Origin of the sequence: Bradyrhizobium retamae, assembly GCF_001440415.1 — a bacterium.
Lineage (GTDB): Bacteria > Pseudomonadota > Alphaproteobacteria > Rhizobiales > Xanthobacteraceae > Bradyrhizobium > Bradyrhizobium retamae.
This window is the reverse complement of record NZ_LLYA01000112.1, coordinates 183005-204036: the sequence shown is the minus strand read 5'-3', so window position 1 is coordinate 204036 and position 21032 is coordinate 183005. Positions and strand designations below refer to the sequence as shown.

Genomic DNA, 21032 nt, shown 5'->3' with positions numbered 1-21032 from the left:
TGCGCAAAGGCCGGGCCGCACAGCATGGCGGAGGCTGCCGTGATCATCAGGAAGCGTTTCATGTTGTTCTCCAGTACCGTCCGACCGGCGCGACAACGCGTGGCGCGACGACGTCCACGCGATATCTTTCGAACCTATTGGGGGATCGGTCCGGAGGACGTCGAAGAAAACAGAAGAACGTCCTCCGAACCGACAGCCTGCGTGCAGGGCCCTGCGCGGTGGGTTCAGCTACAGCTCAGCGGCAAGGGGCTGTAGGGGTGCAGGTAGTACCAGTCGTAGCAATCGGGATAAGCGTAGTACCCGTAGCCGTATCCCGGTCCGTACCTGTCGAAGCGATGCACGGCGTGCTGGTGGAGTCCGAAACCACCGATGCGGCCCCCGCCGATGTGGCCGACGCCGAGGCCTCCCACATGTTCGCCGCCGCCTATGCCGCCGATATGGGCGCCGCCGCCAAAGCCTCCGATGTGGCCACCGCCGCCAAAGCTGCCGCCCATGTGGCCACCGCCACCGAAGCCGCCGCCAAAACCTCCGCCGTGGCCGCCACTGCCGCCACCGCGGGCCTCGGCCGCGCCCGCCGCCAGACTCGAAGCGAGAAGAGCCGTTGCCAGTATCGTGAGCATTCGTTTCATCGTGAGACTCCTTTTCAGTCAGATGCTCGGCGCCGTGACGCGCGAACTTCAACGGACCGCGCGAGCGAAACGTCGGATGGGTGACAGGTAGATGCGATGCACAAGGCATCCATTAAATTCGGCGTTAGTCTTCGCCGCCTTGGCATTCACGAACAGGAGCAGCCGCAGCTATGCGTCAAAGGAGAACACGTTGGCGCGCGGGCAAAAGAAGACGGGCCGGCGGGATATCCCGCCAGCCCGGCATGTTCATTGTTGGGTCGCAACGCGAGCGGATCAGTAACCCGTGTTGGGTTCGCAAGGCGCCGCGTTGGTCCACGGTGCGGTGGCATAGGCGCCGACGCGCGGAGCGCGGACGCAGCTATCGCCTTCGTCGCGGTGCATCGTCGACATCACGCGGCCATTGGCATCGGTTACGACATGCCGCGTGTTGGCGGCCAGTACCGGAGTGGCGAAGGTGGCTGCGGTGAGTAACACAGCCGACAGAAGTTTCACGTTGCGCATGGGTGTTCTCCATAGGTGAGGAAGCCAGGCCGGCTTCTTCCTGTGACGTGCGGCTGGCCCGCCGTCGTCCAAAGCGAATATCGCTTCACGCGCTCTCAACTCGGCGTGAAGGTGATGTGGGTCCCGATCTGTCCGATATCAGCGCCGCTGATCGGCAATGCAGGCCCGCCCATTCATTAAATTGCTATTTATTGGCGCTACGCGCCGCCGACGGCTAACTGTTTCGAGCGGGCCTGCCGTGCTCGTACCCGAGACGGCGGAATGGCCGCCTGGCGGATGGCGCCTGCAGGATATTGTAGGGATCGCGGCGCTGTCTGGCTCCCCTGAACCGTAAGACTTGTGCGTGTCACCATGGCATTATCGGCTCCCCGGCGTATCATTGCCACCTGGCGTCGAGGGTATCTTGATAGCAATCGGATCGATCGGATGACGAAGGTTCTCCTCATAGAAGACGACAGCGAGACGGCGGGAGAAATCACGGCCGAACTGGCCGATCGTGGCTTCGAGGTAGAATGGTCACCCGACGGGCTGGATGGCCTTGCCAAGGCGCGCGACCTGCGTCCGGACGCCATGATCGTCGACCGCCTGCTGCCGGGAATGGATGGCCTCACCGTCATCGAGTCCTTGCGGAAAGATCAGGTGCGCACGCCGGTGCTGGTGCTGAGCGCGCTTGGCGCGGTCGATGACCGCGTGCGCGGATTGCGGATGGGGGGTGACGACTACCTCACCAAGCCGTTTGCGATCGTCGAACTCGTCGCGCGAATAGAGGCGTTGCTGCGCCGCCCGCCGGAAACGCGGGAAACCAACCTGCGGGTGGGGCAACTCGAGCTTGACCTGATCGAGCGGACGGCAAAACGCGGCGAGCGCAGGATCGATCTCTTGCCGCGCGAGTTTCGCCTGCTCGAATACATGATGCGGCGGAGCGATCAGCTCTTGACGCGCGCGATGCTGCTCGAAGAGGTCTGGAACTACAAGTTCGTCCCCGCCACCAACCTGGTCGACGTTCATATGGGTCGCGTGCGGCACAAGGTCGACGGTCCGGGCGACGCCCCGATGATTCAAAATGTCCGCGGCGCAGGGTTCATTCTTCGCGCTGTGCCCTGACTGACTTTTGGCGGCCTTGCCGGGCGCCCGCGCCGTTGGGCCGGCAAGGTGATCGAACGGCAGGCCGGGAAGCTTCAGTTGCAGTTCATTCGCTCGAAGACGTTTCACTGGACCACGGTGCTGGCGGGCCTGTTCGCGATCTTCGTCACGGTTTTGTTCGGGTTCATCTACGTCAGGATCGACGATTACCTGATCGCGCGGTCCGATCGCATGATCACGACGCAGATCGGCTTCTTTGCCGGATTGTCGCGTGAACGCCTGACCGGTGCGCTCAGTGACCATCTCGGGCAGGATTCTCGCGGCGTCCAGTTCACCGGCTTGTTCGACGCGAAGGGAAATCGGCTGGCCGGTAATGTCGCGGCCCTGCCGGACGGGCTCGACATCGGGGCACCGGCGCGGAGCATGCCGCTCGTCCGCCTTGATGATAAGGAAGCCGGTGCGATATCCGTCAGAGCCGTCGCGCGGCGCCTCGAGAACGGCGACATATTGCTGGTCGGGCGAAACGTCGACGAAACGGCGGAAGTCTTCAGGGTCGTCGGAGCGGCGCTGGCGCTTGGCCTGCTGCCTGCGTTCTGTCTCTGGTTGTTGGCCGGCGCCTGGCTGAGCGCGCGTGCCCGCAGGCGGGTCGAGGAGGTCAACTTCCGGGTCCAGCGCATCATTGCCGGAAATCTACGCGAGCGGCTGCCGCACCGGAATGTCGATGAACCGTTCTCGCGGCTCGCCGCCATCGTCAACGGCATGCTCGATGAGCTGGAGACCACGATCAACGCGCTGGCCGGCGTCGGCAACGACATTGCCCACGATTTGCGAACGCCGCTGACGCGCGCTCGTCTGACGCTTGAGCGCGGCCGTACCAACGCGACGACCCTGGAGCAGCTCCAGGAAGTTGTCGACAAGGCCATCGCCGGCATCGACCAGTCGCTGTCGATCGTCACGGCGCTGTTGCGGCTCGCCGAGATCGAGAACAGCCGCCGGTCGTCCGCCTTCGGCGACGTTGCGCTCGGCGACATGCTGCGCGAGGTCTGCGACATGTACGAGCCGATCGCCGAAGACAAGCAGATCGCGCTGAGTGTGAACATAGCCGACAAGTTTTCCGTGCGTGGCGATCGCGACCTGCTGCTGGAGGCTGTGGCCAATCTCGTTGACAATGCCATTAAGTTCACGCCCCGGAGCGGCAGGGTCGAGCTCGCGCTGGTGCGCGGTGAGGGCGAGACCATCTTGCGTGTGACAGATACGGGTCCGGGGATCAGCGCGCAGGAACGTGATGCCGTGTTGCGCCGGTTCTATCGCTCGGACAAGATTCGCAACACGCCGGGCATCGGCCTCGGACTCAATCTGGTCTCGGCTATCGTGAAGCTGCACGGCTTTCGCCTGATCATCCACGCCGGCCCGGGAGGCCGGGTGGAGATCGTTTGCCCCGATGAGCAAGGTGGCCGGACATAAGTCGCTATCCGCCGACGTCACCCATGCCGGCGGTCATCATGCTCGGCGCGGGATGCGTGGTGTACACGCCGATGCTGCCAGACGCTGGGGCCGGCCATGCCGCTTTCCCTTTCGTTATAGGCCTGCATCACCGAGGGTGGCAGCCCTTCCATCCTGTAAGCCGGCGTCGGCGCACCGCCATTCAGGACGTCCAGATTGGGATAGAAAAATGCAAAACTGCCCGGCTCCTGGATGGCTTCTTGCGCGAAGGCAGGCGCTGCCGCCATCATGGACAGCAATCCTGCGACAGCGATGGTCTTGATCGAGGTCATAGTCTTTCTCCATATCATCTACGCGGCAATTCGCTGGACGCGCATGCGCAGTCGCATGCCGCAACGGGCGCGTGTTCTTTTCGAATGCGAACTGCTCGCTTGAGGCTGCATCCGGGCAGCGGATGCATGACGGGGATGTAGGGCGGGCGCGATCTCGTCCCACTAAATTGCCTTTTACATAGTTCAACTGGTCTTGAGCTGTCGTGCAAAGCGTTTTCAGGGAATGCACTAGCTTCGAATTCGCACGAGCGCGCGGAAGCTCACTGCTCGACGTTTCGCGATCTCGCCTCGAACGAGATCGTGCATTTTTAAAATCGAGACCAAAGCGGCACGGACGCTAACAGCGAATTTAGATTCCTCAATTCCAATTTAATGGCTGCATCGCCGTGTCCTCTCCTAGGGTCTGTCTGCCGGACCCGATGGATTGGAGCCACCCATGAACGCCTACAGCACGACCATACTGTCAGACAGGCGCGAGCCGCTGACTGGAGACAGATCGCGAGAGATCGTCGATGAGTATGCCGCACTCATCAAGCGATACGCTCTGCTTGAACCGACGCGCGAGCAGCAGCTTGCCCGGCGCTGGCAGCAGCATCGAGACCGAAGCGCTACCGATGCGCTCGTCACCAGCCATCTCCGACTCGCGGCCAAGATGGCACGCCGCTACCAGCGATACGACCTGCCGCTTGCCGATCTGATCGGGGAAGCCAATCTCGGCCTCGTTATCGCAGCCTCGCATTTCGAGCCGGGCCGTGGTGCCAGGTTTTCCACCTACGCGCTGTGGTGGATCAAGGCTGCGATCCACGATTACATTCTGCGGTCGCGCTCGCTGGTCAAGATCGGGACGACGGCCGCTCAGCGGAAGCTGTTCTTCGGGCTCAGGCGCGCCATGCGCAAGTTCGGAGGCGACAGGACGGGCCTTACGCCGGAGGTGGCCGAGGCCGTCGCGCGGGATCTCGCGGTCCCCGTTCGCGATGTGATCGAGATGAGTAGCCGTCTGACGGGCGACCTTTCCCTGAATGTATCCGTCGATGATGACGGGCCTACGGAATGGGAAGCGAGGCTGGTCGACCCTTCGCCGAACGCGGAGGCTATGATCGCCGAGCAGGATGAAGGCGGGCAACGGGCGAGGGTGCTCCATTCGGCCCTCGATGTGTTGACGGCGCGGGAGCGCCGCGTGTTCGAGGCCCGGCGGCTTCGCGAGGATCCGCCGAGTCTGGAAGAGCTCGGGCGTGAACTGTCGATTTCCGGCGAGCGCGTGCGGCAGATCGAAGCTTTAGCCTTCAAAAAGGTCCGGCGTGCGGCGACAAGGCGCTTGATACATGCTGCCCTGGCAGCTTGAAGGTGGCCCCGAAAACGGCGAGCGACACCCTTCGCGCCGCTCGCAGTCCTTCCGACGGCCCGATCAGCGTGCGGCGCGTTCGACGGCGATCGCGGTCGCTTCTCCGCCGCCGATGCAGAGCGCAGCGATACCGCGCTTTAGGTTCCGCGCTTCCAACGCATGCAGCAGCGTCACGATCAGTCGCGCGCCGGTGGCGCCGATCGGGTGGCCGAGCGCGCAGGCGCCGCCATTGACGTTGAGCTTTTCGGCGGGAATGCCGAGATCCTTCTGCGCCGCCATCGCCACCACCGCGAACGCTTCGTTGATCTCGAACAGGTCGACGTCGGAAACAGCCCAGCCGACCTTGTCGAGCAGCTTGCGGATCGCCGGGATCGGCGCGGTGGTGAACCATTGCGGCTCCTGGCTGTGGGTGGCGTGGCCCTTGATCTCGGCGAGCACTGGCAGCCCGTCGCGATCGGCGAGCGAGCGTCTGGCCAGAACCAGCGCGGCGGCGCCGTCGGCATTCGCGGAAGAGGCGGCCGGCGTGATGGTGCCGTTACTGCGGAACGCGGGCTTCAATCCGGGAATCTTGGCAGGATCCACCTTGAGTGGATGCTCGTCATTGGCGACGACACGCGGACCCGCCTTCTCGGCCAATGTGATCGGCGCGATCTCGGCCCTGAACGCGCCGCCCTCGACCGCCTTGCGAGCGCGGGTCAAGGTCTCCATCGCGTAGGCGTCCTGGTCTTTGCGGGTGAACTGATAGGCCTCCGCGGTGGCCTCGCCGAAGTCGCCCATCGAGCGGCCGGTCTCGTAGGCGTCTTCCAGCCCGTCCATCATCATGTGATCGATGATCCGGTCATGCCCGGCGCGATAGCCGCCGCGCGCCTTGGCCAGCAGATAGGGCGCGTTCGACATGCTCTCCATGCCGCCGGATAGCACGATCGAAGCTGAACCGGCATTGATGATGTCGTGCGCCAGCATCGTCGCCTTCATGCCGGAGCCGCAAACCTTGTTGACTGTGGTGGCGCCGGTGGCGTCAGGCAGTCCGGCGCCGCGCGCAGCCTGGCGTGCCGGCGCCTGGCCCTGTCCGGCCGGTAGCACGTTGCCCATGAACACCTCCTCGATCCGCTCCGGCGCGAGTTTCGCCCGTTCCAGCGCCGCGCCGATCACGTGAGCGCCGAGCCTGTGCGCGCTGAAGGGGGACAACTCACCCATGAACCGGCCAAGCGGCGTGCGGGCAGCGGAAAGGATGACGACGGGATCGGGGCTTGCGGCCATTGCGGGTTCTCCTGTTCGATCGCTCTTATATGACGATAATCATATATTACGGCATTGCAATAGGATGCCGCGCCGCTTTCCGCTACAAGGCGCCGGCTGACAGGTCGCCGGAGAAATGGCCGCGAGTGCCGGCAGGAGCAATGACAGGGAACGAGGGGGCGAAGACCTCCGCGCCCTATCTTTCGGTTGCTGTATCGTAAGGATTATCACCAATGAGCCGTTATCTGCTCCAACGAGCTCATTGTGGCGGTGACCGGTTCCCTGTTTCATCTCCGCGAGGGACGATGCAATCCACTCCAACTGAAGTTCGATGAGCGCCTATGACGCGCCCATGCCTCCACATCCGAAGGCAGCCGGGCACCGTTTCTTTTCTACTGGTGATTTCTTGTGTGCGGATCACAGAAGCGCCGATCCAGGATGGATGGCCCAATGGCAACCGACGCAATGCCGAAAATCAATCGCTAGTGAGATATGGATGACCTGACCGTCATGGATGAATCCGGAGTAATCAGTTCGACGGGACTGTCGAAAGAGACGTGCGCCGCGGCGATCGCGACTTGGGTCCGGTTGCTCACGCCCAGCTTGCGCATGATTTCGCGGACGTGGACTTTCACCGTCGTTTCGGTCATGCCGAGCTTGCGACCGATCACCTTGTTGGGATCGCCTTGGCAGAGGCAAGCGAGCACCGCGTACTGCCGCTCGGTAAATTCGGGCGCGTGCCGCGCGCCGTTCAGGCCATGGTCGCGCTGCATGCTTACCGCCTTACCGTCGAAGAGGGACCCTGGCTGGTCGTAATGACCGTCCTCTGGTCCCAGCGGGGGCGCCTGCGTCTGTTGTTCAGGCTCCGGAAACGCTTGCTCCTGGGAGAGCTCCGGCTGTCTGTATTCGAGAGGCGCCGGCGGGCTGATGGTCTGGCTGGCCAGGATGGCGGTCGCGGGAAAGTAGGTGCCGCCGTGGAGGACGAATGAAAGGGCGTGCAACGCAAGCTCGGGCGCCATGGAATTGCTGAAGTACCCCCGGGCTCCGCAACGGATCGCGGCGAGAACGGTGGCGGGATGTTCATCGTCGGAGATGATGGCGAGTGCCGCCTCCCGGCGAAGGGTATGCAGCACCTGTATTTCGGTGAAGATCTCGTGGGGCGAGGGGGCGCCGACGCTGTAAATCAGCATCTCGCATTCGCTCCGCTCGATAAGCCTTGTGTGCGCCCCATCGGGATCGAGCGAAATCAGCTCGACCTGCTCGTTGCTGGCCCAAGGACTTAAGAAGCTCTCCGCACGAGCTCGTCGAAAGGCCATTGCGTCTACAATAAATACAGTCTTCTTGCGTGGGACTGACATAACGCGCCCCCGGATTTTAATACCGACTATATCGATAGATCCCTTCAGAACCGCTCATAGTCACTGTGAATTAGTTCACCCTGTATCTTAATTGTTCAAAAGAAACTTTACCCTCGTTAACGGGGGATGCCAAGCAGACCGAATGTGACCGGATGTCGTCAAAAACTGGTCATTAAAGCGTGTTTTCTCATCCCTCAACTGCAAAAAGCCGTACCCCGCAACCTGGCTGATATATCTTTTGATACGTATGCCTGCCCTGACCAAGCAGGTACGATAGTATCGTTGTCGGCCTCGCGCATGTCTGCGCCGGTGCGCAGCCGCAAGGCCTTCCTGCCAAAGTCGCCTAGGCTCGACCCGGCGACGGAGGTCCATCTGTCGTCCCGGCCTCATCTGCTTTTTTTGAATCTCCAAAAGCACAGCCTGCGTCGATGGTTGAATATCGCAAGATACCGCGACCGATCGCATGCGTGCATGTTGTTGGCGAACGTGTGGCGTCATTCTGACCAAGCCGGCCTCCGCAATAGCGCGAGATGCCGGCCCAGTCGGGGTATTGCTCGGCTTGCGGCCGGCAATCATCGACTGCCGGCGCATGGTGCGCCCGTGGATTTCCCGCCATGCATTCGAGACCGAACGTATTTCCTCACCGGCGCATGGATGAACCGGCGAAGGCGCTTGACCAAGGATGCGATTGCCCAAACAGCCACCCGATCACCGGACTTCGTTGCCTGAACGGACACGCGTCAGGATGAGCGCACTCGGAGCGGCGCGATGCCCAAAGTTCGCCGGCCGCGAAGGGGTGATCATCGGCTCCGGCCGCTATCGCAGCACTGTCCGCATCATGTTCGACGGTTTCAAGTCGCCGATCTCGCTGCACAGCACCTACATCGAACCGGTGGTTGAGGAAGAAGGTGTCTCCCGCCCGGGCCGGAACGCTACGCCCCCCGGATCTCACCGATAGGAGCAACCGTCGCGCGTGCCTGGTGATCCAACGCGCCGAAGGCGGAGGGACGGAGGCAAGTTCCGCTTGGCTGGAACTGTCGCGCCTGCAGATCGTTGGATTTAATGTCGGGCGAACATTCGTTCGTGATCCCGAAGGGGTTTTCTCATTCTGTTGCCGAGGTGCCGTCTGCTGCAAAGCTCATCCATCCTCATTCCTGGCGAAACCGTCTGGAGAAGGTGCAAGGCAGGGCGGTTGACAATCCTCAATGATGCCGCCGCATATTTCGCCGCTTTGCGGGAGGCGCTGCTGCTCGCAACGCGGCAGGTGTACATCATCGGCTGGGACATCCACAGCCAGACCCGGTTTGTCGGGCCCTCCGGGTACGCCGACGACGGCTATCCGCAAGAGCTCGGCGCGTTTCTGAAAGCGCTGCTAAAGGCGAAGCGCGATCTGCGGATCAACATCCTGATCTGGAATTTCCCGGCCCTCTACGCCGCGGAGCGGGAGTGGAATTCGGCCGCCAAGTTCACCGCGCACGCGTCGGACCGGCTGCGCTTTTGTTTCGACTCCAGCCTTCCCTTAGGCTCAGCGCAGCATCAGAAGATCGTCGTCATTGACGGTGCGCTTGGCTTCGTCGGCGGTCTCGATCTGACGATCCGGCGCTGGGACACCAGCGCGCATGAGACGCATCATCCGCTTCGCACCGACCCCGACGGCAAGCCCTATCCGCCGTTTCACGACGTGCAGTGCATGGTGGATGGCGAAGCTGCGGCCAGCCTGACGGAAGTGGCGGAGAACAGGTGGCGCGCCGCCGGCTGCACGATGGAAAGACCCGCAGCGACCAAGGGCGAGCGCTGGCCAGCCTCGGTCCCGGTGCAGTGCCGGGGAATGACGGCGGGCATCGCCCGGACCGAGATAGCCACCGCGCGCGGTGACGGCGTGAGCGAGGTCGCGCGGCTGTTCGAAGCGTCCATCAACGCGGCCGACCGCTTCATCTATATCGAAAACCAGTTTACCAGCGCCACCGACATCGCGCGCCTCCTGGCGCAGCGGATGCTGGACGTGCCGCAGCTTCGCGTCCTGATCGTCATGCCGAAGATGCATTCGTCCTGGTTCGAATCGCAGGCCATGCAGAGCGGGCGCGGCGGATTTATCGCCCGGTTCGTATCGGCGGGCGTCATGGACCGGGTCCGCTTTGTCTATCCATCGACGCGGGATGCCGAGCAGACGGCCGCGGTCATGGTGCACAGCAAGGTGATGATCGTCGACGATCGCATCTTGCGCGTGGGATCGGCCAACCTCAACAATCGCTCGATGGGGGCGGACACCGAATGCGACCTGGCCTTCGAGGCCACCTCCGACACGCATTGTGAATACATCGCCTGGCTTCGCCGTAGTCTGATCGGGCATTTCTGCGACGTCGATGAACGCGAAATCGAACGCCACGAAGCCGACCTGTTCGGATTTCTCGACCGTCTGGCGGAGGACGACGTCCCGAAATCATTGCAGCCGATCGATCCGGCCGCGTCGGTCGGCGGCGTGGCGGTCATGGTGCAGCCCGTAGCCGATCCCAGGGAACCGCTTCACCTCGACCGCGCCGCCAATCGCATGTGGACGGCAAGAACCATTTTGGCCGTATTCGGCCTCGCTGCGGCGCTCGCCGGCTTGGCGCTGGCCTGGCAGTACACATCGCTGCGCGATTTCGCCGATGTCGGCTTCGTCTCCTCGATCATCTCGCAACCCGCGCGGTCGCAGTTCGCGCCGCTGTTTGCGATTGCCGCCTTCGTCGTCGGCGGGCTGGTGGTTTTTCCGGTGCTGGTACTGATCGCCGCGACCTCTGCGGCGCTGGGGCCGTGGATGGGTTTCCTGAGCGCGAGCGCCGGCGTGCTGCTCAGCGCGCTCACGCTGTTCTCGATCGGCCGCGTGCTGGGCCAGGCGCGCTTGCAGCGGCTGCTCGGGCGCCGGGCCGCCCGGGTTCAGAGCGGCATCATCGGCAAGGGGGTCATGGCGGTCGCCATGATCCGGATGGTGCCGATCGCCCCGTTCTCGATCGTGAACCTGGTGGCGGGCGCCAGCAAATTGAGCCTGCGCGATTTCGTGCTCGGCACCGTGCTCGGCATGGCGCCGGGAATCGCAGTCATGGCCGCGCTCGGCGCGCAGATCGCGGATCTGGCGCGAAACGCCTCCTGGATCAATGTGCTGCTGCTGGCGCTGGCGATCCTCGCCTGGATCGCACTGTGCCTTGGCGTGCAGTTCCTGGTAACCTGGCTGGCGGGACGAAGAACGTGATGGCTACGGTTCGCATCATGACGTGGAACGTTCACGGCATCTTCCAGCTCAATCCCGGATTTGATTTGGATGGCGTCTGTTCCGTCATTCGCCACTGGTCGCCTGATATCGTGGCCCTGCAGGAGGTTGACTCGCGCGGAAGAACCGACGATCCCTTTGCCCTTCTGGCGAAAGCCGTCGGCGACCACAGCGTCGATGCGCGATCGATCGTCACCGAGGACGGCGACTACGGACAGGTGCTGTTGAGCCGCTGGCCGTTCGCCGAGCCCCCGAAAGTTTCCGACGTCTCGTATCAGGAGCGGGAGCCCCGCAGGGCCATTGCCGCGCGCATTTTGTCTGATCATGGCGAGTTGAGGGTCATTGCAACGCATCTCGGCCTCAGCATCCATGAAAGGCACGCCCAGGCGCATGCCCTGGCCGAGCTGGTGCAGCCGACGCGGACGCTCGTGCTCGGCGATTTCAATGACTGGTTCTGGGTGAAATCGGTGCGGGGCGTGCTGGCGCGAATTTGCCCGGTCCGAACGCGGTTACGGACATTTCCAGCGCGCTTGCCGATGATGCGGCTCGACCGAATCTACGCCTCGCCCGATCTCGTGATCCGTTCGGCCTGGACCGATCGCAAGGCGCGCTCCTATTCGGACCATCTTCCCGTCATTGCGGATGTTGCGTTTCCGGAATAGAGGTGTGACGTCAGGTGGGTTTGCTCAGTCGGGTTTGGCCGGGTGCTGCGTTCTCGGGTGGCGCTCATGCAGCAGCACGGCCAGATCGCGACGCAACTCGGAGCGGTTGCGCATCGCGGTTTCGAACAGCGCCTCCTGAATGTCCCGAGGCATATCGCCCCAAACCGCAATCGCGGCCTTGCCGAGCAATGATGCAAAGGTCTGTTCGTCGGTCATGTCGATCCTCCCGATTTTTGACGTTTGGCCGAAACGAAGGTTCCCTATCGATTGAAATCAATCCATCTCGTCCAGTGACAAATATTGAGTCACGAGCCAAGCGGCAGCCCGAGCCGGCCGACACCCGGCAGTTTCAGTGCGGGGCGGCGGATGTCGAAGCCGAGAACGCCTCCGAAAAAATTGAGTTCGATGCCTTCGATCCATCCGATCGTCAGTCCAAGATAACCTCCGAGCGAAGCAAACACGCCGGTCCGCGACGGCGTGAAGCCGACCCAGTTGCCATGGTAAGGATAATCCTTGCCGATCGCCGTCGGCGGCAACACCGCTTCAAGTTCCGGAACGGCATCCATTATCGCCTGGATGAACGTGTTGGAGTTCGGACCCGGCCAGGCGCTGTAATCTCCATTGGCTCGAAACTTGTAAGTCTCGATCACCGAGCGGATTTTGGGAATAAGGGCTTCCGCTTTCGGACCATCGATGCTGACGACCGTTTCGGGAATCTCGCCAAACCAGCGCCCGTCGGCCAAGAATCCGTCGATCCGGATCGGCTCACCCCAAGCCGTGTAATCGTAGCGGCTGTAACGGCTGGCTCCGCGCTCCTTCACGACGATCCAGGTGTGAACCGCGAATATCCCGCGCCAGCGTACCGTCCTTGCCGCGAACACCCTGATCACGGCATCGCTGTGTTCGGAAGCTTTGGCAAGAAGCCCGGCGCTTGAACGGTCCGCCGTTTGCCAGTTCGCGCGCCTGTCGCCGAGCAGGTATTGCACGGCGGAAACAGCCATGGGAACGAGCATGAGCAGGAGGAAAATGACGAGGTATTTCTTCACGGTGGGGAATCAATGTGAGCAGGCACTTGATGTAGTGGCTTTAACTCTGATTTCCAGTTCAGCCCTCCGCAATTCCGCGATCAAAAACGAAGAATGCCGAGCGCAAAAAGCAGGCCGATGGTCACGGCTGCCGAAAGTAACAGCGAGCCAAGACATCCCAGCCTGTTCGAGAAAAACAGGAACATTACGCTTCTGCGCCTATGATTTAGCCTCTCCGACCGTGTCGGCCATCTTCGCGCCGCGCTGACCCAGCGGCTTGTTTCCGCCCTCCGTGCTATCGGCTGCGGTTTGATGCTCGATCTCCGCATTGAGTTCGGCACCGAGCAGCACGACGATCGTGGACATCCACATCCACATCATCAAGCCGATCGCAGCCCCGAGCGAGCCGTACGTCGCGTCGTAGTTTGCATAATTGGAAAGGTAGAACGACAGCAAGGCCGATCCCGCAAGCCACGTCAGCGTTGCAACCACGCTGCCGACGCTCAGCCAGCGCCATTGCGGCGAGCGGCGGCTTGGTCCGAACCGATAGAGCACCGCGAGGCCAAACAGCATCGTCAGGACGAGGAGCGGCCAGCGTCCAAATCGAAACAGCGCATCGGTGACGGTTCCGAGCCCGAGTGTGGACAGAACGATCGGAAGCGCGACCACGGAACCGATGGTGAGAAGCACCGCCACCAGCCCGCCAAAGGTGAGTGCGAGAGAAACCGCATTGAGCTTGAAGAAGCCGCGCTTCTCGTCCTCGTCATAGACCACGTTGAGCGCATCGATGATGGCCTTGATGCCGCCGTTGGCGCTCCATACGGCAAGCAGGAAAGAGAACAGAAACGCCAGCCCCAGCTTGACTTCGCCCTTGGCAAGCACCCGATTGACCTGGTCCCTCACGATGCCGAGCGCGCCCTCCGGCAGGATGCCCGCAAGCATCGTCATGTGGTCGTTGATCGTGCTTGCCTTGGCGAACAGCGCGTAGGACGAGACGAGGGCGGTGATTGCCGGGAAAAGGGCGAGCAGGCCATAGAACACGACGCCTGCGGCGACAGCGAGTAGCCGGTCTTCGCCGACCTGCCGGTAGGTCCTGATCAGGATATCCTTCCACCCTCTCCATGGAATTTGCCACGGAGACACCGCACGGCGGCCGCGGCCCGGATCGCCTGAAGTATCCGGCTCGCCCTTGGCTGGCTCAGGCTTCGTGTCGTGCAGGTAACTCACATGGTTCATGGCGAACCGTCCCCGCGTCTCTACGCCCTTAATGCGCAGCGGGCAACGACGTTCCTAGATCAAGTCGCGATGAGCAGGTGGCGACACCGCGCCGGAGCGCGGTGCCGGCTGACCGTGGCGATCTAGCGGCCCCAGCGCAACACTACGGGATCGAGTTGGCGGGCGATTTCGATGAGACCGGCGCGCGCCGCCGGATGAACCCTTTGCAGGGGATGACGAACCGCGTCCGACCCGATCACGCCGCCCTCCTTCATCAGTATCTTGGCGGCCTGCAAGCCACACTGGCGGTTCTCGTAATTGATCAGCGGCAGCCAGCGCGCATAGGCTGCTATCGCTTCCTCGCGGCGGCCTGCGAGATACGGATCGATGATCTGCCGGATGCCATCAGGATAGCCGCCCCCCGTCATGGCGCCGGTCGCCCCGGCGTCGAGATCGGCCATCAGCGTGATGGCTTCCTCGCCGTCCCAGGGACCTTCGATGCTGTCGCCGCCGGCCGCGATCAGATCGCGAAGCTTCGCCGCCGCCATCGGCACCTCGATTTTGAAATAGCGGATATTCGGAATTTCCCGCGCCATGCGCGCCAGCAGGTCGACCGAAAGCGGCGTCCCGGCAACGGGCGCATCCTGGATCATGATGGGAATGTCGATGGCGTCGGAGACGGTGCGATAGAATTCGAAAATGGCCCTTTCCGGCACGCGGAACGTGGCGCCGTGGTACGGCGGCATGATCATCACCATCGCCGCTCCCGCGTCCTGGGCCTGGCGGCTGCGTTCCGCGCAGATGCGCGAGCCGAAATGCGTCGTCGTCACGATCACCGGCACGCGTCCGGCGACATGCTCCAGCACCGCAACCATAACCGTTTCGCGCTCGGCATCGGTGAGGACGAACTGCTCGGAGAAGTTGGCCAGGATACACAGGCCGTTCGAGCCGGCGTCGATCATGAAATCGATACAGCGCCGCTGCCCCGCGAGATCGAGCTCCCCCTGATCGTCGAAGATGGTCGGAGCGACGGGGAAGACGCCGCGATAGGGCCGTTGTGCAGTCGGGGTCATTTAAGGATGTTCCGTTCGAAAGGGATCAGTGATTGTATGATCGTCCAGTTCATTCATCAACATGATAGAAGGCTCGTCACGATCGAGCAGCCAGACAAGGAAAAAGACCGATGGGGGGAGTTCTGGAGGGCATTCGTGTCCTCGATTTCGGACGTTATATCGCAGGACCGTATTGCGCGACATTGCTGGCGGAGTTCGGTGCGGAAGTCATCCGGGTGGAAAAGCGCGACGGCAGCGAGGACCGTTTCGTGGCGCCGGTCGGTGAAGGCGGCGAGGGCGCGTTGTTCCTGCAGGTCAACCGCAACAAGAAATGCATCACGCTCGATCCGATGAAGCCGCAAGGCCAGGAGGTGATGCGCCGGCTGGTTGCGACATCAGACGTCGTCGTCGCCAACCTGCCGCCGCAGACGCTGCGCGCGATGAAGCTCGACTATGAATCGCTGAAGGCGATCAAGCCGGACATCATCCTGACGACCGCGACCGCTTTCGGTGGGCCGGGGCCATGGTCGGACCGCGTCGGCTTCGACGGTGTTGGCCAGGTGATGTCGGGCGCGGTCTACATGACGGGCAAGGGCGATCCGCCATATCGCGCCGCGGTGAACTGGGTCGACTTCGGCACCGCGCTGCATTGCGCCTTCGGCACGCTCGCCGCGCTGATCGAGCGGGCTAAGTCCGGGCGCGGACAGATCGTCGAGGGCGCGCTGCTCGGAACCGCGCTGTCATTCACCAACGCGACGCTGATCGAGCAGGCGGTGATATCAGCGAACCGCGTGCCCACGGGCAATCTCGGCCAGACCGCGGCGCCCGCCGACATCTACCGCACCAGGGACGGCTGGGTGCTTTGCCAGGTCACCGGGCACCCGCTGTTCATCCGCTGGGCCAGATTGATGGGCGAGGATCATTGGCTGAGCGATCCGCGCTTTGCCGACGACATCAAGCGCGGCGATCACGGACCGATCATCAGCGAACGGATGGCGCGCTGGTGCGCCGAGCGCACCACGCAGCAAGCCGTCGATACGCTTGGCCAGGCGATGATCCCGGCCGGTCCGGTCTTGAGCCCGCAACAGGCGCTGGAGCATCCGCACATCCGCGCCACCGGCTTCATGCAGGATGTCGACTACCCCGGCTTGCCGAACCCTGCGCCAGTGGCGCGCGCCGCGGTGCGGCTGTCGGAGACGCCGGGCGAAATCGTGTCGCGCCCGCCGACGCTTGGCGAGCACACCGATAGCGTGCTGGGCGATATTGGCTATGACGCGGACGCCATTGCAGCGCTGCGAAGAGACGGAATTATTTGACGCTGACGCGTAGAGTGGGCAAAGGAGCGTAGCGACGTGCCCACCATGTAGCATTGAGCCCGCTGCTTGATGGTGGGCACGCGGAGCCTGTCATCGGGCGCGCATCCGCGCGACCCGTTGGCTTTGCCCACCCTACAACTGCGATGTCGTATGTGACTGCCCTCGTAGGATGGGTGGAGCGAAGCGAAACCCATCATCACGTGCATCGGCATTGATGGGTATCGCTTCGCTCCACCCATCCTACGAGGGGGGCTACTGCGTCCGCCGACGGGCTCCTTCCTTGCAAAAGCTTGAAGTTTAAAATATATGCTGAACCCTGATCCTGGAGGCTTGACCGATGTCCCAATTGTCGCGTTCCTCCCATGCGCTCGTCACCGGCGGCGGGCGGGGCATTGGCCTTGCGATATCGGCGGCGCTGTCGAAAGCTGGTGCAACGGTAACAGTGCTCGGGCGCAATCGCGCAACGCTGGATGAAGCTGTTAGCTCCGGCGCGGCCGAGTTCGCAGCCGTCGCTGATGTCGCCGACCGGGCTTCGGTCAAATCAGCCATAGCTGAAGCCGCCGCGCGGCAGCCGATCGACATCCTCATTGCCAATGCCGGCGCGGCACAGTCCGCGCCGTTCGGCCGCTCCGATGCGGCGCTGTTCCAGCGGATGATGGACGTCAACTTCATGGGCGTGGTCCACGCCACGCAAGCCGTATTGCCGGGAATGATCGAGCGCCGCCGCGGCCGGATCGTTGCGGTGGCTTCCACCGCCGGCCTAAAGGGCTATGCTTATGTCAGCGCCTACAGCGCGGCGAAGCATGCCGTCATCGGCCTCGTTCGTTCGCTGGCGCTGGAAACCGCAAAGAGCGGCGTCACGGTCAACGCCGTCTGTCCCGGCTTCACTGAAACTGACCTGCTCGAAGGCTCGATCGAGAACATCATCAAGAAGACCGGCCGCAACCGCGAGCAGGCGATCGCGGAGTTGTCAAAGCACAATCCGCAGGGACGTCTCGTGGCGCCGTCGGAAGTAGCTGACACCGTGCTCTGGCTCTGCGGCGAGGGCGCCGGCGCCATCACCGGACAGGCCATCGCGGTTGCCGGTGGCGAGGTCTGACTGGGTCAACGACAATGCAATTCAGGGAGATCCCATGAGCAAGCCTGCCAATCCCGTCACGCTGCCGCTGGCCGACTATTCGCCGAAGCATTTTGTGCTGGCGGTCGTGGATCGCGTCGCCACGGTGACGCTCAATCGTCCTGAGCGAAAGAATCCGCTGACCTTCGAAAGCTACCGCGAGCTCACCGATTTCTTCCGCGCCTGCGCGATGGATGACGAGGTCAAAACCATCGTCGTCACAGGCGCGGGCGGCAATTTCTCGTCCGGCGGCGACGTGTTCGAGATCATCGGCCCCTTGATTCAGATGGACACCAAGGGCCTCACCGCCTTTACCCGCATGACCGGCGACCTGGTGAAAGCGATGCGCGCGTGTCCGCAGCCGATCGTGGCCGCCGTCGAAGGCATCTGCGCCGGCGCAGGCGCCATCGTCGCCATGGCGTCGGATCTGCGCCTGGCCGCGACGGGCGCCAAGGTTGCGTTCCTGTTCAACAAGGTCGGGCTCGCCGGCTGCGACATGGGCGCCTGCGCGATCCTGCCGCGCATCATCGGCCAGTCGCGGGCTTCGGAACTGCTCTATACCGGCCGCTTCATGACCGCGGAGGAGGGCGAGAAATGGGGCTTCTTCTCTAGGATCGTCACTCCGGAACAAGTGCTGCCGCAGGCGCAACTATTGGCCAAGCAGATTGCGGAAGGACCCACCTTCGCCAACACCATGACCAAGCGTATGCTGGCGATGGAATGGGCAATGTCGGTGGAAGAGGCGATCGAGGCCGAGGCGGTGGCGCAAGCGCTCTGCATGACTACGGAGGATTTTGCCCGCGCCTTCGAGGCGTTCTCGAACAAGCGGACGCCGGTGTTTCAGGGGAATTGAGGGCTGGGCGTGTCCCGGACGCGGTGCAGCGTCCTTCACGCTGCTCCGCAGAGCCGGGACCCATCGACGAGTGGGCCCCTGAGCAGCAGCGCACCGCCATACGCGTCAAAGACGCGCGTGAACGCGCTTATGGCGCTGCGCATCATCCGCGGCATGAAATACTGCCCCTTGCCGGAAAATTATTTTAGGCTTAAAGTAATTCGGAGCTAGCCCGACAGCCTGTTTCGGAGGCGGTAGATGAAGATCGCGATAATCGGCGGCGGACCGGCCGGTCTCTATGCCGCGATCCTCTTGAAGAAACAGCGGCCGCAGGCCGAGATCACCGTCCATGAGCGCAACCGCGCCGACGACACTTTCGGCTTCGGCGTCGTGTTCTCCGACGCCACGCTGGACAATTTCGAAAAATACGATCCGCCGAGCTACCGCCGCATCACCGAGGAATTCGCCTATTGGGACGACATCGCCGTGCATTTCCGCGGCACCGTCCACCGCGTCGGCGGCAACGGCTTTTGCGGCTGCTCGCGCCGCACGCTGCTGTTGATCCTGCAGGAGCGCGCCCGCGAACTCGGGGTCACATTGCTGTTTGAAACCGATATCGACGACGAAGCCCGCTTCGCCGATACCGATCTCATCGTGCTCGCCGATGGCATCAACAGCCGCTTCCGCGACAAGCACATCGAGCATTTCCAGCCGCAGATCGACCTGCGCTCCAACAAATTCGCCTGGATGGGCTCGACACGGCCGCTCGACGCCTTCACCTTCATCTTCCAGGAGACGGAGTGGGGGCCGTTCATCGCGCATGCCTATCAATACGAGGCGGGGCGCTCGACGTGGATCTTCGAAACCGACGCCGAAACCTTTCACCGCGCCGGCCTCGAAGGCCTCAGCGAACGTGAATCCGCCGATCGCATGGCCGAAATCTTCGGCTGGTTCCTCGACGGCCATCCGCTGCTGATCAACCGCTCGACGTGGCGCAATTTTCCGATGATCCGCAGCCAGCGCTGGATCAAGGACAACATGGTGCTGCTCGGCGACGCCAAGGCGACCGCGCATTTCTCGATCGGCTCCGGCACCAAGCTTGCGATGGAAGACGCGATTGCGATCGCCGACGCCATGGCGCAGGCGCCGACCGTCGACGCCGCGTTGCAGACCTACGAGCAGGGGCGGCGCGAGGAGGTCGAGAAGATCCAGCACGCCGCCGACGTGTCGCTGGTCTGGTTCGAGCATGTCGATCGCTTCTGGGATTTCGATCCCGTGCAGTTTGCGTTCGGCGTCATGACCCGCGCCAAGGCGATCACCTACGATAATTTGACGCTGCGCGCGCCGGAGTTCGTCCGCGAGGTCGACAAGGCGTTTGCGAAGCAGGTTCGCGCCAAAGGAATCGATGTCGATCTCGACAAGCCGGCGGCGCCGATGTTCCAGCCGCTCAGGCTGCGCGAGATGGAAGTGAGGAACCGCGCGGTGGTGTCGCCGATGTGCATGTATTCGGCGAAAGACGGCGTGCCCGGCGATTTCCATCTGGTGCATTACGGCTCGCGCGCCATCGGCGGCGCGGGATTGATCTTCACCGAGATGACCTGCGTCGGCCGCGACGCCCGCATCACTCCGGGCTGCACCGGTCTGTGGACCGATGAGCAGCAGGCCGCCTGGACGCGCATCGTCGATTTCGTCCACGCCAATTCGGCGGCCAAGATCTGCCTGCAACTTGGACACGCCGGCCGCAAAGGCGCGACCAAATTGATGTGGGAGGGGATGGACCGGCCGCTGGAACAGGGCGGCTGGGATACGATCTCGGCGTCACCATTGCCTTACTTCCCGGACAGCCAGGTGCCGCGCGAAATGGATCGCGCGGCGATGGACCGCGTTAGGGAAGAATTCGTGGCGGCCACATTGCGTGGCGTGGCCTGCGGTTTCGACATGCTGGAGCTGCACTGCGCCCATGGCTATCTGCTGGCGAGTTTCATCTCACCGCTGACCAACCAGCGTACCGACGAATATGGCGGCGCGCTCGCCAACCGGCTGCGCTATCCGCTGGAGGTGTTCGAGGCGATGCGCGCGGCGTGGCCGGCGCACAAGCCGATGTCGGTGCGCATCTCGGCGACCGATTGGGCGGCGGGCGGCATCACCGGCGATGACGCGGTCGCGATCGCGCGCGCATTCGCCGAAGCCGGCGTCGATCTGATCGATGTTTCCACGGGCCAGACTGTGCGCGACGCGCAGCCGGTCTATGGCCGGATGTTCCAGACGCCGTTCTCCGATCAGGTCCGGAACGAGGCCCGCGTCGCGACCATGTGCGTCGGGAACATCACCACCGCAGACCAGGTCAACACGATTTTGGCCGCCGGTCGCGCCGATCTCGTCGCGCTCGCCCGGCCGCATCTGGTTGATCCGTCCTTCACGATGCGGGCCGCGGCTTGGTATGGCGCCGACATTGCCTGTCCGCCGCAATATCTGCCCGGCAAGGAACAAATTTTCCGCAACAGCGTACGCGACCGGCAGGATTTCGAGGACCTCAAGGTTAAGGCTAAACCGAAAACCCGCGCCGAGCTGAAGGCCGAGGCGACAAAGCCGCTTGCAGCCGAATAGGCCGAATGGCAGGCTCTATCCCTCACTCGTCC

Annotated in this window: 19 protein-coding genes; 10 read left to right on the top strand and 9 right to left on the bottom strand. The window is 63.0% G+C overall.

The features are described from left to right. Window positions 1-224: 224 nt before the first annotated feature. Both CQ13_RS40955 and CQ13_RS13200 read right to left on the bottom strand, forming a co-directional pair. On the bottom strand, window positions 225-629 hold the full coding sequence (locus CQ13_RS40955) for a hypothetical protein (RefSeq protein ID WP_082637446.1): 405 nt from the start codon (window positions 627-629) through the stop codon (window positions 225-227). A 273-nt stretch (window positions 630-902) separates the two neighbouring features. Beyond that, entirely contained in the window at window positions 903-1130 is a 228-nt protein-coding gene (locus tag CQ13_RS13200) for a hypothetical protein (protein ID WP_057843299.1), read from the bottom strand. A gap of 426 nt (window positions 1131-1556) precedes the next feature. On the opposite strand from CQ13_RS13200, the gene CQ13_RS13195 reads away from it, so the two are divergent. Next, the gene (locus tag CQ13_RS13195) at window positions 1557-2234 is read left to right on the top strand and encodes a response regulator transcription factor (protein ID WP_057843298.1); all 678 of its coding nucleotides are present in this window, start codon (window positions 1557-1559) and stop codon (window positions 2232-2234) included. A gap of 78 nt (window positions 2235-2312) precedes the next feature. Next, window positions 2313-3677, top strand: a complete 1365-nt coding sequence (locus tag CQ13_RS13190; RefSeq protein WP_245309157.1) for a sensor histidine kinase — start codon at window positions 2313-2315, stop codon at window positions 3675-3677. 17 nt (window positions 3678-3694) lie between these two features. Here CQ13_RS13190 and CQ13_RS13185 read toward each other — a convergent pair whose 3' ends face one another. Then, complete coding sequence (locus CQ13_RS13185) at window positions 3695-3988, bottom strand: hypothetical protein (RefSeq protein WP_057843297.1); 294 nt, start codon at window positions 3986-3988, stop codon at window positions 3695-3697. 436 nt (window positions 3989-4424) lie between these two features. Between CQ13_RS13185 and CQ13_RS13180 the strand changes: the two genes are divergently transcribed. After that, window positions 4425-5330, top strand: coding sequence for an RNA polymerase factor sigma-32 (locus tag CQ13_RS13180; RefSeq protein WP_082637445.1), 906 nt, complete (start codon window positions 4425-4427; stop codon window positions 5328-5330). A gap of 63 nt (window positions 5331-5393) precedes the next feature. Here CQ13_RS13180 and CQ13_RS13175 read toward each other — a convergent pair whose 3' ends face one another. Both CQ13_RS13175 and CQ13_RS13170 read right to left on the bottom strand, forming a co-directional pair. Next, a complete protein-coding gene (locus CQ13_RS13175) occupies window positions 5394-6590 on the bottom strand; it encodes an acetyl-CoA C-acyltransferase (protein ID WP_057843296.1) in 1197 nt (398 codons plus the stop codon). Window positions 6591-7051: 461 nt separating this feature from the next. Then, window positions 7052-7885, bottom strand: coding sequence for a response regulator transcription factor (locus tag CQ13_RS13170; protein ID WP_197427324.1), 834 nt, complete (start codon window positions 7883-7885; stop codon window positions 7052-7054). 787 nt (window positions 7886-8672) lie between these two features. Between CQ13_RS13170 and CQ13_RS13165 the strand changes: the two genes are divergently transcribed. The 3 genes from CQ13_RS13165 (at window position 8673) to CQ13_RS13155 (ending at window position 11836) form a co-directional block, all read left to right on the top strand. Next, window positions 8673-8885: a hypothetical protein gene (locus CQ13_RS13165; RefSeq protein ID WP_057843294.1), complete on the top strand. Its 213-nt coding sequence runs from the start codon at window positions 8673-8675 to the stop codon at window positions 8883-8885. Between the two features lie 234 nt (window positions 8886-9119). Beyond that, window positions 9120-11156: a VTT domain-containing protein gene (locus tag CQ13_RS13160; protein WP_057843293.1), complete on the top strand. Its 2037-nt coding sequence runs from the start codon at window positions 9120-9122 to the stop codon at window positions 11154-11156. After that, window positions 11156-11836 (top strand): endonuclease/exonuclease/phosphatase family protein, encoded by a 681-nt coding sequence (locus tag CQ13_RS13155; RefSeq protein ID WP_057843292.1) that lies wholly within the window; start codon window positions 11156-11158, stop codon window positions 11834-11836. Before CQ13_RS13160 ends, CQ13_RS13155 begins: the two co-directional genes overlap by 1 nt. Before the next feature lie 24 nt (window positions 11837-11860). On the opposite strand, the gene CQ13_RS13150 is transcribed toward CQ13_RS13155, so the two are convergent. The 4 genes from CQ13_RS13150 to CQ13_RS13135 all read right to left on the bottom strand — a co-directional run bounded on the left by CQ13_RS13150 (window position 11861) and on the right by CQ13_RS13135 (window position 15149). Continuing rightward, window positions 11861-12052: a hypothetical protein gene (locus tag CQ13_RS13150; RefSeq protein WP_057843291.1), complete on the bottom strand. Its 192-nt coding sequence runs from the start codon at window positions 12050-12052 to the stop codon at window positions 11861-11863. 89 nt (window positions 12053-12141) lie between these two features. Beyond that, window positions 12142-12849, bottom strand: a complete 708-nt coding sequence (locus CQ13_RS13145; RefSeq protein WP_057843532.1) for a DUF3750 domain-containing protein — start codon at window positions 12847-12849, stop codon at window positions 12142-12144. 231 nt (window positions 12850-13080) lie between these two features. Continuing rightward, the gene (locus CQ13_RS13140; RefSeq protein WP_082637444.1) at window positions 13081-14097 is read right to left on the bottom strand and encodes a YihY/virulence factor BrkB family protein; all 1017 of its coding nucleotides are present in this window, start codon (window positions 14095-14097) and stop codon (window positions 13081-13083) included. A 122-nt stretch (window positions 14098-14219) separates the two neighbouring features. Continuing rightward, the gene (locus CQ13_RS13135) at window positions 14220-15149 is read right to left on the bottom strand and encodes a dihydrodipicolinate synthase family protein (protein WP_057843290.1); all 930 of its coding nucleotides are present in this window, start codon (window positions 15147-15149) and stop codon (window positions 14220-14222) included. A gap of 110 nt (window positions 15150-15259) precedes the next feature. Between CQ13_RS13135 and CQ13_RS13130 the strand changes: the two genes are divergently transcribed. From CQ13_RS13130 to CQ13_RS13115, 4 genes are all read left to right on the top strand, one after another. Further along, complete coding sequence (locus CQ13_RS13130) at window positions 15260-16444, top strand: CaiB/BaiF CoA transferase family protein (protein ID WP_057843289.1); 1185 nt, start codon at window positions 15260-15262, stop codon at window positions 16442-16444. A 337-nt stretch (window positions 16445-16781) separates the two neighbouring features. Then, window positions 16782-17543, top strand: a complete 762-nt coding sequence (locus tag CQ13_RS13125) for an SDR family NAD(P)-dependent oxidoreductase (protein ID WP_057843288.1) — start codon at window positions 16782-16784, stop codon at window positions 17541-17543. 34 nt (window positions 17544-17577) lie between these two features. Further along, the gene (locus tag CQ13_RS13120; RefSeq protein WP_057843287.1) at window positions 17578-18414 is read left to right on the top strand and encodes an enoyl-CoA hydratase family protein; all 837 of its coding nucleotides are present in this window, start codon (window positions 17578-17580) and stop codon (window positions 18412-18414) included. A 237-nt stretch (window positions 18415-18651) separates the two neighbouring features. Continuing rightward, complete coding sequence (locus CQ13_RS13115; RefSeq protein ID WP_057843286.1) at window positions 18652-21000, top strand: bifunctional salicylyl-CoA 5-hydroxylase/oxidoreductase; 2349 nt, start codon at window positions 18652-18654, stop codon at window positions 20998-21000. Window positions 21001-21032 lie beyond the last annotated feature (32 nt).

Excerpts from the sequence above, each read along its gene's own strand:
- CQ13_RS13130 (WP_057843289.1), top strand. The coding sequence starts at position 15,260 with ATGGGGGGAGTTCTGGAGGGCATTCGTGTCCTCGATTTCGGACGTTAT.
- CQ13_RS13180 (WP_082637445.1), top strand. The coding sequence starts at position 4,425 with ATGAACGCCTACAGCACGACCATACTGTCAGACAGGCGCGAGCCGCTG.
- CQ13_RS13165 (WP_057843294.1), top strand. The coding sequence starts at position 8,673 with ATGAGCGCACTCGGAGCGGCGCGATGCCCAAAGTTCGCCGGCCGCGAA.
- CQ13_RS13185 (WP_057843297.1), bottom strand. The coding sequence starts at position 3,988 with ATGACCTCGATCAAGACCATCGCTGTCGCAGGATTGCTGTCCATGATG.
- CQ13_RS13150 (WP_057843291.1), bottom strand. The coding sequence starts at position 12,052 with ATGACCGACGAACAGACCTTTGCATCATTGCTCGGCAAGGCCGCGATT.
- CQ13_RS13195 (WP_057843298.1), top strand. The coding sequence starts at position 1,557 with ATGACGAAGGTTCTCCTCATAGAAGACGACAGCGAGACGGCGGGAGAA.
- CQ13_RS40955 (WP_082637446.1), bottom strand. The coding sequence starts at position 629 with ATGAAACGAATGCTCACGATACTGGCAACGGCTCTTCTCGCTTCGAGT.
- CQ13_RS13140 (WP_082637444.1), bottom strand. The coding sequence starts at position 14,097 with ATGAACCATGTGAGTTACCTGCACGACACGAAGCCTGAGCCAGCCAAG.
- CQ13_RS13170 (WP_197427324.1), bottom strand. The coding sequence starts at position 7,885 with ATGGCCTTTCGACGAGCTCGTGCGGAGAGCTTCTTAAGTCCTTGGGCC.
- CQ13_RS13200 (WP_057843299.1), bottom strand. The coding sequence starts at position 1,130 with ATGCGCAACGTGAAACTTCTGTCGGCTGTGTTACTCACCGCAGCCACC.
- CQ13_RS13155 (WP_057843292.1), top strand. The coding sequence starts at position 11,156 with ATGGCTACGGTTCGCATCATGACGTGGAACGTTCACGGCATCTTCCAG.
- CQ13_RS13175 (WP_057843296.1), bottom strand. The coding sequence starts at position 6,590 with ATGGCCGCAAGCCCCGATCCCGTCGTCATCCTTTCCGCTGCCCGCACG.
- CQ13_RS13135 (WP_057843290.1), bottom strand. The coding sequence starts at position 15,149 with ATGACCCCGACTGCACAACGGCCCTATCGCGGCGTCTTCCCCGTCGCT.
- CQ13_RS13120 (WP_057843287.1), top strand. The coding sequence starts at position 17,578 with ATGAGCAAGCCTGCCAATCCCGTCACGCTGCCGCTGGCCGACTATTCG.
- CQ13_RS13145 (WP_057843532.1), bottom strand. The coding sequence starts at position 12,849 with ATGCTCGTTCCCATGGCTGTTTCCGCCGTGCAATACCTGCTCGGCGAC.
- CQ13_RS13125 (WP_057843288.1), top strand. The coding sequence starts at position 16,782 with ATGTCCCAATTGTCGCGTTCCTCCCATGCGCTCGTCACCGGCGGCGGG.
- CQ13_RS13115 (WP_057843286.1), top strand. The coding sequence starts at position 18,652 with ATGAAGATCGCGATAATCGGCGGCGGACCGGCCGGTCTCTATGCCGCG.